An 11,455-nucleotide genomic window follows, 5' to 3' on the forward strand; every position below is an offset into this window, starting at 1 on the left:
AACTGACGCCACAAATGTCAGGCGTTTATCATCAAGTGGCAATCACTCAAAAGAGGGTATTTTTCTAATTGAAATGATGAGAAATCTACTATTATTGTAGTATAAGGGGAAATAAAAATAGGATTATTCATGCTTGTACAGAAATCATCCCACCCGGTAAGACCGAATGGGAGATTGATTACTCTGTAATAAGAATTCACGGCTTCTGGCTGCATTACTGCTTCGCACCTTCTACGAGATGTTCGGCCTAAAATCTGCTGTGCACAATTGCTGCTGCGTTTTATTTTAATTGTCTTTTTTTGACTTTGATTGAACTCGCACTGTACAATTAATAAATGATTATGGGTTTAGGAATTTTAAATTTGCCACCTGGGATATGCTTTATAATATAAATATGTCACTACAAAAGAGGAAAGTTTAAAAGTTAGAAAAAAGAGTTGTTTAGCTACTTTGGAGTGGATTTTAAGCTACGGATAAACCTTTATGTACAAAGACTCTTTTATGAAGATACCTGTTTTCGAAAAACAATTCCCACATTAAAATGCTGTTACCAGGAGTGTCTTCATGCAAATTAGAATATTTTGAACCCTTTGGGAAAGAGCAATGTAGCTCTACAAATGTAAATTTAAGCTATAAATCGCTTTGCGGTGAAAGTATTAGCTCTTCTGTCTTCTAAATTACAGGCCGGTATTCTGGTATGGATATTTTTGGGCTTTTCCCTTCCCAAAAAATAAATCACCCACCCGGCAGTGCCAGGTGGGTGACTAAATATCAACGTTCTGTAATTTATCTAAAATTCATGACTTGGCGAATTACTGTTTAACAATTTTCTGTACGATGACTGCCCCTGACGTCTGGGTGATTTTGACCAGATATGTACCTGCTGTCAGCTTTTCAATATTGATTTTGTTGGAAACCAGTTTGGTTGTTTTCAGTACCCTGGTTCCTTTGATATCAAATATTTCAAGACTGCTGACGGTTTTCAGGTTATCAATTCCCAGTGTAATGCTTTCAGTTGCCGGATTTGGATAGATAATGCCCAGACCTGAGTCCATTTTAATGGAATTGATCCGGCTGAACGCGAAGGTATTGTCCTTATCGACCATTTTTAGACGGTAGTAATTCAGTCCGTTAACGGCATCGACATCTGTAAAGCTGTACTTGTTGGTAAGCAGACTCTCACCTGCTGCTGCCACTTTTCCGATATCCGACCAGTTTTTAGCATCCATGCTGTGCTGGATTTCAAAATGATCGCTATTAGCTTCTGTTGTCGTTGCCCAGGTTAGTAGCACCCCTTTTTCAGCTTGTTGCAACTCGAAACTTTGCAGCGTTACAGGCAGTGGAGTATTGCAGCTATATGCATAAATCACCGGATTTTCACATGCACAGGCCAGATCAAGCACAACGAGCGCTGGACACAGGTTGCCAGAATAAGTGGTTGAGAAGTTGTAATTGAAAACCTGCGGTGAAGCTGTGGTCACGGTAATGGCCTTTGTCCCGATCTGAACGTCAGCCGCATCAACGACCCCGTTGTTATTTGAATCGTGGTATACCGTTATGTTGGCAGCCTGTGGCAATCCAGTGGTGACCGCATTTGTATTGGTAACAGTCACTGTACCTTCCAGGATATTGCTTGCCGTTGGCGTAGCAGCGGTAAAGCCGGTGATATGCAGTGACGGTTTATCAATAACGATACCAGTCCCTGTATTTTCACCTTCCGCCTGCAGCGACCCTGAGCAGGTGACCCCACTTGTAAGGCAGGTACTTTCAAAGGTGTAATTGACCTGTTCCAGGATCGGCAATGTGCCACAGCTTAGGTCGCTGATATTCGAAGCTGGTGCAGTAAGCGGTGCAGAGAACGAAATGTTCTGATTAACAGCCACACCAACTGGCATGGTCCATACATAGGTTGTTGTAGTAGCCGAACTGGTAATTGTTGGCGCAGTTCCGGACGTAAAGTTGGAAATTCCGGTTACAGCTCCAAGCGTGTAGGGCTTCGGAATGACAATCCGTATTGTCTCGCCTGCATAGGTAGCGACTGGTCCTTCGTTTTTAGCCGAGAACGTATAGGTCAGATCAGCCGGGCTACATGCGTTGACCGGGGCAGATACCGAGGAAGTGATGGTATACGAATTTGGATTCGCGTTTTCGCCTTTGATGCGGATGGTCTGGGTCTGCTGCTGGGTTCCGTTGATGGCGCTGCCACATCCATTTTTTCCACTGGCAAGTAACTTCATTTTGGTACCGCTCACAAAGTCACAGGCAACCGTGTTTACACGGTATTTGATGGTGTATCCCTGGTTGTAAGGCAGGTTTGCCACCGCAGAAACAGGGATCGTAAAGGTGATCGTTGTGGCAGTTTCCGAAACGTAGGTAGCATCATTGTTGACGGTTGTAAAGCTTGCCGAAGTTGGCAGCAGTGTCGGAGAGATTGCAAAGGAGTTTGCAATGTAGGCGACACCGGCAGGTTTTGCAACGGTGAAAGTCAGGTTGTAAGCTGTGCCCTGAGCCGGGTTTTTCACTTCGGCGGTATATTCAAGCTCTTCACACAGATCGTGCGTGCCGGCAGCTGGTTGAGAGATCAGCGAAACCTGGAGGTCGGCCGTCGTTGGGATAACTGTTAGGTCAATGTTTTGCGAACATAACGCTGTTGCAACAGAGGCAGGATAAGCTGAGCAGTTCCAGCCGTAGGCAATCTGCAAATTGTCCTGGGTACAGTTATCGAAGGTAGCTGTGATCAGATAATATTGGCTGCTTGAAGCTGGGACAGATCCAAGCTGGTAAATACCTCCGGTTGGTGAAACAGCTGTTCCGGAAGTGGCCCCGCTTGCTGCAAGCAGTTGGACTGATGAAATGGTAACCGTTCCACCGCCAGCTGTATTTTTTGAGAGCCAAACGTTAGGCATAGGATTAGCGTTGCCCGTGTTTGTAACCTGTACTTCCCAGCTAACTGTATTTCCAGTAACAGTTTTAATAGCCTGGGAAGGAGTCGCAGTCAAATTACCAGTCAAATTTACCGTAAATGGCCAGTTATTTTGTGCGGTATAAACTTTTGCGCCTGTGCCGTAGGTATAGGTAAATTTGCTTGCCAGTGACCCTGAGGCTGATGCCTGACAGGTGGCCCGCAGTACAGGGAATGCAACAATGGTGAAGCCTTCGTCGAAATAGGCAGGTGAACTGCCTTTGATTGTGCTAATTAGCGCTTGTATATCGTAGTGGTAGTCCTGACCAGAAATAAGATCCGGGGTGACTTTATCGATGGCAAAAGGTACACCAGCTTTCTGTCCATAAATCGTAATGTGGGTACGTACTACTTCCAGGCCGGCAGGCAGAGTAAATACAAATTCCTTAGGCTGCACAAAGCGGTTAATTTCATAAGGGAAAACGAAATTTTGGCTCCTGGACACCCCGGTGTATTCGTATTCAGTCACAAAATATAATCCTCCGGTATAATTGTCAAGATTATCTTCCACACAACCGTTGTAACTAAGATTACGTGAGGTATTTGTCATATACCAGTCAATTGGATCGAACTCCATAGTGGCAACATATGGAAAGTCACAGGCTAGCCAATCTGCAACTGCCGGATTGGCGGTTGCCCCTCCATAAAGCACGTTCTCAAAAGTTACTGTACCCGAATTAGCCGTCGCCGAATTCCCACCAATGCTCGTTATTGAGATATTACCAGCTTCCGGGTAGGTAAATGTTAATACAACAGTAATTTTGTCACCGGATTCGTAACTGAAAGATGCTGGAATGCCAGCGGAAACCAAAGCCGTTTTACTAATATCGGTTAGGAAATTGGGATAAGTTCCACTTACAGGTAAGCCACTAAGATTATAGGTTGTTGCCGTACTGGCATCGAAGATTGTAGCCTTGGCTGTTGTCCCGACCAGCGATAGCACGGGCTGTGCAGGTGCCTTGGTTTGAAGATATGCGTAATCAAATGAGCCCGTACCAAATATGTCTCCTGTTGCTGTGATTTCCATCTGGTCTCCGAGGGTGAAATGGGAAGTCCTTACATTGGCAGGAAAGTTTGCTCCCGGAGCATCTGGCACACCATCATTGTTATCATCAGGAAGTCCCAATGTAGTACGTCTACCCGTACTCTCATTATTATTTATACCAAGAGGTAGTATGCACGTAGGGCAGTGTAAAACCGGTTTCCAGGACTTGCAGTTCAATACCTGAGTACAGCTGCAGGTAGCAGACTGTTTAAAAATTATTCTTGAACTAATCGTAGGTGCTGGACAGGCTATGCTGCAATCGACGGTTGTTTTTAGGCGTATTACCTTGTTATTGAGAGAGAATCCCAGGCCATTAGATAGGTCAAACCGGATATGAATGCCGTCCGCATCTATAAATGCCAGAGTTGGTGTAACAGGATTTGTGCCATCAATATTAGTTAGTGAAAGCGTACTCATGTCAGGTACCAGGCAAGAAGGCAAGGTGATCAGCATTTCCGTGTAGGCACCTGAGCCGGCCAGTTTTGCCGCAGAAGTAGGACTTACTGACCACTCATTTGTCTGGTACCGAACCCAGTAAGGAGTGCCCCCGATTGCATCTACTTCCATTTGTGGTTTATGTTCCCCTATTGCATGAACAAAGTCAAGCAAACTTTTGAAGTTGAGTGCATAGTTGCCTTCCCCGCATCCGTTTTTATAGGTTCCGGATAAAAGGGCTTCTCCCTTAAATTGCATGTCTGAACCTATGCAGTAATCTCTACAATCGATCCGTTTTTTGAAACGGATCAACACAGTTTGTCCAGGTGCAATAATCGATGGCGCAACGATCACATCGAGGGCCTTACCATTGGCGGAAGTATTTGCAGCATTTATTATTGTGGTTGAAGTAGTGTATGTAGCAGTGGACCAGTTGGCTCCTTGATCTGTGCTGATCTGCACACCTTCTGATTCATCAATCCAGGCCGACGCGAAAGTTCCGTTGTAGTCACGATTCCCTGCGGCTAATGCTTGTGCGTAGTCAAATAGTCCAAAGCGTAAACTATTGCCTGTTGCAGCACCTGTGCCGGTGTTAATGACAAGAGCCGTGATCCAGCCTGATGCGGGCGCACAGGAGAAATCATCGGTTGAAACAAAGGAAACCGAAAGCAGAGGCGTTTTTGAATTATCGACAGCCAGTGCTGTGGTCTGCGTATCATTTTGAGGAGTACAGGGTTGTGGGTTTGGACCGGTGCCATACCATGCATTCAAACTTGTATTTAGATTGGTGCAACTTGCAATTTGCAGATTCTGGGTAAAAGTAAAATATTCATTTTGCCCCAAGTGGTTATCCTGCGCTGTGCTGCTTATGATGAACCGGTATAAATACGTGGTATTGGATCCTGAGATGGTAGATGAAATAAGGGAGACAGCAACTGTTTCTCCACTGCTTGTCGTCGAGACAGATTGTCCCAGGTGCGTAACCCCGTTTCCACTGACGTCCGTCACATATACAGTATCAATATTTCCAAATCCATTATTGTTAATACGGTAAGTGCGCGTATAGGTATCACCGACCGTTCCTGCGGTAGCAGGCGCGTTAGCCAGGTTGGTAATATTGATCTTTGCATTTTTTAAATTAAACGAATTACTGAGCTTTTCAGGCTGAACACTTCCGCCTGTAGGCGTGAATACGTAGGAGGCCTGGTTTCCGGCAACTCCGATGGCCGCACAAGTAGCAATGGCCTTGTAAGTGAAAGTCGTATTGGTACCGGTCGCAGGAACACCTGAAATGGCCAGTGCAGCGGTATTTGAAGAAATACTTGTTTCAGTAATGGCTAAACCACCTGATGCAGCAGTAGATCCGGCGAGGTAGACATATCCTGATGGAAGAGTAACGTTTAAGTTTCCTGAGGAAACAGTTCCCCCTAAAACTGTAACCGTAAATTGACGTGCGCCGTTGGCAACCTCAAAATCCAGGGTAGGTGCGCCGGTCCCGGCGGCGATCTGCTGGGCCCTTAAATGGTTCGACATCAGCAGCATACAAGCTGAAACAAGGAAAAATACGAGATATTTAATAGCAATCCGCGAGCGGATTAGTTTCAGCTGCCTTTCAGCTGCATGTTCCCCGAGGATCTCAAGGTTTTGTGCCGGGCATACCTGGCCCGAACCTGGTAATTTTTGTTTCATACTAACAGATTAGTGGTTAAATAAAAGATGATACTACGGTGTTGTATTACTTGATAGTGTTTGTTGAGTAGTAGCAAGAAATCGTTTATAATGGTGCGGTTTGGGGTGAAACCCCAGATTTACAGCCTGTTTACAGACTTTATTGGGGTTATTTATTTTTTTGATTTAAATTTTGCATGTTGTAGAAGATTGTTCAGTTCAAGGATGTTAGCCGCTTTCGTCTTTTTTAGGATGACCGCTTTTGTTGTACTGATTGTCGATGCAGAAAGCTTTAATAACTTTGCTATATCAGAGGTTTTCATTCCCTTTGCGAAAAAGGTGGCAAGCAGATATTGATGTGAAGTCAGATGAAATCTGTCTGGCCAGCCTACATTGTTGTGTTGTTGAAGCGTACTATTTTCCTGGGCCAGTATTAATATCATTTGTTTGATTTGGGGACTCAGGTAACGTCTTCCTTTCTGAACGGCACTGATACATTCAATAAGCTCAGAGGGGTCATTATGTTTTAAAACAATACCTTTTACACCATGCCTTGACAGATAATGAACCATCCGGGCTTCCAGATTTTCAGCATGGATGATTAAAGCAGCCAGGGGATAAGCGGTTGTGAATTGTTCAATCTGTTTTAACCAGTTTAGTTTCTGGTCCATGTTAAGACCGATGAGCAGTATATCCATGGATTGTCCAGGATTTACTTTTGGCAAATCATTTATTTTTTTAGCTGAATGGAAAATAATCCTCTTGAAATGTTCTTCGAGAAAGATGCGTAATCCCAGACGCATGATTGGATACTCATCGATTAATCCACATATTTTCATTAATTCGGTCACTTTTTATTGTAATAGCTTTGTTGATAGTTGCTTTTTTCAGACGTTAATACTGTGCTGAAAACGTTATTAGATCATAGAAAAAATTCTATCGCAAAAAAGGGTGTTTTTAAATTTCGGAAAAAGAGCAATGTAGCTACACTAACGTGGATTTGTAGCCACACACTATACTCAATTACAGTAGGTTAATTGGTAATTGATGATGTGGCTATGGGCTTTGGCCGGTAAACAAATCAAACCCACCTGGCAGAGCCTGGTGGGTGATTAACTACGCAACGTTGTGAGAACTATTTAGTAAGGCCATGATTAATGACTTTAACCTGCTTTATAATTTTCCGGATGGCAGACGTTTATCATGTGTTGGCTTTTGATATGTGGTTTTTCGAGCTATGATTTTCATTTTTCAGCACCACACCTAACTCAATAACATTAGTGACTTTCATCTTTTTGAGAATGACCGATTTTGTCGAGCTGATCGTTGAAGCCGTCAGCTTAAGTTGCCTGGCAATTTCCGAGGTTTTCATACCCTTGATAAGATAGGTGGCAAGCAGGTACTGCCTTAGGGTCAGCACATGCAGACCAGGTTGATTTTGACGCAATAATTTATTAGAATTTTTACTGGCAATTATTTTATCGTGAACCATTTTTTCCAGTTCAGGACTCAGATAAATATGTCCGTTGTTAATTTTTTTGATACAATCCAGTAGTTCATTCGGGTCATTTTGCTTGAAGACTATTCCCTTTACACCTAATTTTAGTAATTGAAGCACTGTTTCAATTACCAAAACTTCACCATGAACAATTAAGACTGCTTTGGGGTACTGATACTTACAGTGTTCAACCTGTTTCAGCCAATTGAGTTTACTATCGGCATTTAGGCCGAATATGATCAGATCAATCGTCTCTTGCGCTGGCAGCTTTGAGAAATAATCCAAACTGCCCGAGGAGTAAATAACAATTTCTTGAAAGTGCTGTCTTAGAAATATTTGCAATCCCAAACGGATGATGGGGTGCTCATCAACGAGTCCAAATGTTTGCATAACTTTATATAGTTTGTATGGATGATTTTTGAGCATACTAATTTACCGCTTGTGAGACAGTCACTTACATGTTAAAAAAAATCTGTGGCCTTACAATTAAATTGTTACAGCATATAATAAATTCTACTGCAAACAGAAGAATTTATTAATTAAAAAAAAAGAGCAAACAAGCGACTTTTATGTAGTTTTTTAGCTACTAACCGTGCATCGTTTGAAGCTTTTCCTTTAAGGTTACCACGAAATTTTCAGGAAAATAATTAGCTAGATTAAGGAGTACTTAGTATCCGTTATTTTTGGTAAATGGTAGCTGCTTGAAGCGTGATCATTGGTTGAAGTACAGAACCTTTACGTACCTGAGATCATTTTCTGGAAAGGGGGCATCCACTTGTACTTCAATGCATACCGAAAATTAAAGAGTTTTTATTTTTCATTAAAGGTTTAGTGACTTTATTTCTTTGTATAGTCTAAATCATAAAGCAACGGATGAAATGATAAATACTATACTAATTGCTGATGATCACTGCCTGTCAAGGATCGCGCTGAATTTACTGGTAAAAGATATCTTTGGTAACACTTGCGTGGTTGATTTTGCAGAAAACGGAAAGCAGGTGCTCGATAAATTATCTTCTTGTCAATTCAACATGTTAATTACGGACCTGAATATGCCTGAAACTGATTGTATGGGGATGTTATGCAAGGCTCTGGAACTGGTAAGAGATCTTAAAATATTAGTAGTATCCGTGTATAACGAAAGTATCTATGCACAGCGCTGTCTAAAAGTTGGTGCGTATGGATACCTATGCAAAAATGAGAGCGACGATGACTTTAAAAATGCGATTCGTACAGTTGGTGCAGGTAGAAGATATTACTCTTTTCGCCAGAACGATTTGTTTATTAATTCATTCCTCGATGGCTTTTCGGATAACCCTTTCCACAAACTTTCTGCTCGCGAGTTTGAGGTTGCACTACTTCTGTTAAAAGGCCATGGTGCGATTGAGGTGGCTAACGTTATGGATATAAGCCCTTCCACTGCAAGCACTTATAGGGCAAGGGTTTTTAATAAACTGAAAGTTAAAAACCTGATGGAGCTTAACCACCTTTCTAGCCGGTTCGGCATAGCTGACGATTTTGCGTAATCAGGACCATCAATTAAGTAACAGTCGAATCTATTTCATATGCCTAAATTAACATCAGCAGCTACGATACTCCTGGTTAAGGATGTTATCTATTCTGTAAACTGGTACACAAACAAACTTGGATTTTCAAACGCAGAATTTTACGGAAATCCGGCAGAATGTGCTATCATAGAAAGGGATGAAAATTACATCATGCTTAGTCAAGCCGATCCGGAACTTTTTAAGTCACATCGGAAAGCAGTCAAGAAAACAAATAAGATATTCTTTTGGGTCGATGATATTGAAGAACTTTACAATGAGTTCAGGGATAAAGATGCAAATATTGGTTACGAGCTTTATCTGGCTCCGTGGGGCGGTAAGGAATTTGGCATTAATGACCCGGATGAATATGATATATTTTTTGGCGAGAGCTTTAAAGTGATAAACCCTTTTTGCATGTTTAGGTTATAAACAATCCGGAAGCTATATTTAACAATAAAGTAAAAATGCTCATTCACTAATTATCTGAGGAGAAAGGCAAAGAACAATTGAACATTTTTATTCAGATGATATTGAAGGTGCATCAATGTCAAACGCAATCCAGGTAAAATCTGATGGATTTCGTTAAGGAGATACCTTGCAACAAAGGAAAAATATAACTTAATTAGTTTGTAAACCAATAAGTTAAGCCAACATTGGATTACTTGGGCAAATGGTAGTAAAATTGCTCGTTTAAAAACATATACAACTGGAGTGTTATGTTTGTAGTAGGATTTGTTCAACCGGATCATCCCAAGGTATTGGTTTTTTCAAACATTTGTAAGAACGAAACGCAACTTTACAGGAGTATTGTCAGCGCATTGGAAGAATTAAATATTACATTGGAACTACCAATCACCTTAGAATCAATCCAAAATTTTTCAAGCGAAAAGAAACCATGTTTTATAGAAACCAAAAACTCTATTAAAATTGTGTTTGCTGAGAAATCAGTTTTAGAGCAGGCTATTTATACGTATATATCTTAGGGTGACAAATAGTTTTAATAGTATAGGGCGTCTAACCGGATAAAATATGTCAAAGAGCAGCTAGCCTCTATGGCAGGTGTTCGATATCAGGACAGTCTTGTCAGAGAACATGGGTACATATTGACCTGAATCCACCTCATAATCAGCCTGTTTGAGCAGGATAGTAAATTTTCAGTCGAATGCTAAATGTACTTCCTTTCCCAGGCGCTGATTGTATCTGGAGTCTTCCCTCTATTTTTTTTAGCAGAGCAAGGATTAAGAAACTACCCGTTCCACTTGTTGTTCCGTTTACATTTCCGGTGATAAAATCGTTAATTTCAGCAGGTGTCAGTCCGTTTCCAGTATCAGACACGTTTAGGATCAACTCATTGCTTTCAAGAAAGGCGCTTAGTGTGATTATTCCATGAAAAGTATATTTGTTTGCATTGTCGACCAGGTTACGAATCACACAGGCAAGTAATTGGTAATCGCAGAAGCAGACCAAACAGGTTGGAAGAACCATAATTTTGTTTTCATTCATTTTTGCAATATCCTGGTAAAGATTTGTTACTTCCAGTAGAAAAGCATCAAGCGCGAAGTAGCACGGCTTTATCTTAAAATCGTCTCTTTGACTGTCTGCCCATAGAAAGAACTTTTCTGTAAAAGTTTCCAGGCTCCTTGATCCTAGTTTCAATTGATGAAGTGTTTCATTAAAATTATTAACAGGTATAAAGCAGCGCTTATCTGCCAGATAACTGCTAATGGTAGAAATGGAACGGACTGGCGAGCGTATATCATGTAAAACCATTGTGATCAGCTGATTTTTTATCTTGTTATTTTCTAACAATACTATTTCAGATTGCCGCAGACGCTCAATGGTTTCATTTGTTTCAATAGTTAAAGCTTTTAGCTGCCGCTGGAGAAAATTGTATTTCTGTTTAAAATATACTAGCTGCCTATGAAGCACTAAATAGACGGCCAGAGCTGCCAATGCAACCACCGTGAGATTAAACGATAGGTCATTATCCCACCATGATTTTGCTATAATGAAAGCATGCAGGCCTTTTTGATCTGCAAAGCACTGGCCCGATGACCATATGATTTTGTAACTAACCAAAGTTGTCCCATGCTGTGGTATCTGAGAATTTTTCGAAATCGGAAAATGCCAAAGTGCTGCTCTGACGGTATTATATAAACGTATCCGTTTTTGGCGCAGGTTTAATGAAACATGCGACAAATTCTTCACCCGGTGGCAAGGTTTTGAATTACACATTGTAACTGCTATTGAAAACTTTAAATAAAGGAAAGTTGCCGTGCGGATTCATATTGGGTATGTTA

General features: G+C 41.6%; 7 protein-coding genes. 3 read left to right on the plus strand and 4 right to left on the minus strand.

Translation table 11 applies throughout. The features are described 5' to 3' along the window. Nucleotides 1-812 precede the first annotated feature (812 nt). The 3 genes from IEE83_RS01625 to IEE83_RS01635 form a co-directional block, all read right to left on the minus strand. Nucleotides 813-6,131 carry a T9SS type A sorting domain-containing protein gene (locus IEE83_RS01625; RefSeq protein WP_194118899.1) on the minus strand — a complete coding sequence of 1,773 codons (5,319 nt, stop codon included), beginning with the start codon at nucleotides 6,129-6,131 and terminating at the stop codon, nucleotides 813-815. A 152-nt stretch (nucleotides 6,132-6,283) separates the two neighbouring features. Further along, a complete protein-coding gene (locus IEE83_RS01630) occupies nucleotides 6,284-6,949 on the minus strand; it encodes a LuxR C-terminal-related transcriptional regulator (protein ID WP_194118900.1) in 666 nt (221 codons plus the stop codon). 362 nt (nucleotides 6,950-7,311) lie between these two features. Then, nucleotides 7,312-8,034 carry a response regulator transcription factor gene (locus IEE83_RS01635; protein WP_194118901.1) on the minus strand — a complete coding sequence of 241 codons (723 nt, stop codon included), beginning with the start codon at nucleotides 8,032-8,034 and terminating at the stop codon, nucleotides 7,312-7,314. Nucleotides 8,035-8,486: 452 nt separating this feature from the next. Between IEE83_RS01635 and IEE83_RS01640 the strand changes: the two genes are divergently transcribed. From IEE83_RS01640 to IEE83_RS01650, 3 genes are all read left to right on the plus strand, one after another. Then, entirely contained in the window at nucleotides 8,487-9,134 is a 648-nt protein-coding gene (locus IEE83_RS01640; protein WP_194118902.1) for a response regulator, read from the plus strand. Between the two features lie 39 nt (nucleotides 9,135-9,173). After that, entirely contained in the window at nucleotides 9,174-9,584 is a 411-nt protein-coding gene (locus tag IEE83_RS01645; protein ID WP_194118903.1) for a VOC family protein, read from the plus strand. Between the two features lie 287 nt (nucleotides 9,585-9,871). After that, nucleotides 9,872-10,138, plus strand: coding sequence for a hypothetical protein (locus IEE83_RS01650; RefSeq protein WP_194118904.1), 267 nt, complete (start codon nucleotides 9,872-9,874; stop codon nucleotides 10,136-10,138). Between the two features lie 142 nt (nucleotides 10,139-10,280). Here the strand turns inward: IEE83_RS01650 and IEE83_RS01655 are convergent, their stop codons facing one another. Beyond that, complete coding sequence (locus IEE83_RS01655; protein WP_194118905.1) at nucleotides 10,281-11,390, minus strand: sensor histidine kinase; 1,110 nt, start codon at nucleotides 11,388-11,390, stop codon at nucleotides 10,281-10,283. Nucleotides 11,391-11,455 lie beyond the last annotated feature (65 nt).

This window comes from Dyadobacter subterraneus (assembly GCF_015221875.1).
Lineage (GTDB): Bacteria > Bacteroidota > Bacteroidia > Cytophagales > Spirosomataceae > Dyadobacter > Dyadobacter subterraneus.

Excerpts from the sequence above, each read along its gene's own strand:
- IEE83_RS01625 (WP_194118899.1), bottom strand. The coding sequence starts at position 6,131 with ATGAAACAAAAATTACCAGGTTCGGGCCAGGTATGCCCGGCACAAAAC.
- IEE83_RS01630 (WP_194118900.1), bottom strand. The coding sequence starts at position 6,949 with ATGAAAATATGTGGATTAATCGATGAGTATCCAATCATGCGTCTGGGA.
- IEE83_RS01635 (WP_194118901.1), bottom strand. The coding sequence starts at position 8,034 with ATGCTCAAAAATCATCCATACAAACTATATAAAGTTATGCAAACATTT.
- IEE83_RS01640 (WP_194118902.1), top strand. The coding sequence starts at position 8,487 with ATGATAAATACTATACTAATTGCTGATGATCACTGCCTGTCAAGGATC.
- IEE83_RS01645 (WP_194118903.1), top strand. The coding sequence starts at position 9,174 with ATGCCTAAATTAACATCAGCAGCTACGATACTCCTGGTTAAGGATGTT.
- IEE83_RS01650 (WP_194118904.1), top strand. The coding sequence starts at position 9,872 with ATGTTTGTAGTAGGATTTGTTCAACCGGATCATCCCAAGGTATTGGTT.
- IEE83_RS01655 (WP_194118905.1), bottom strand. The coding sequence starts at position 11,390 with ATGTGTAATTCAAAACCTTGCCACCGGGTGAAGAATTTGTCGCATGTT.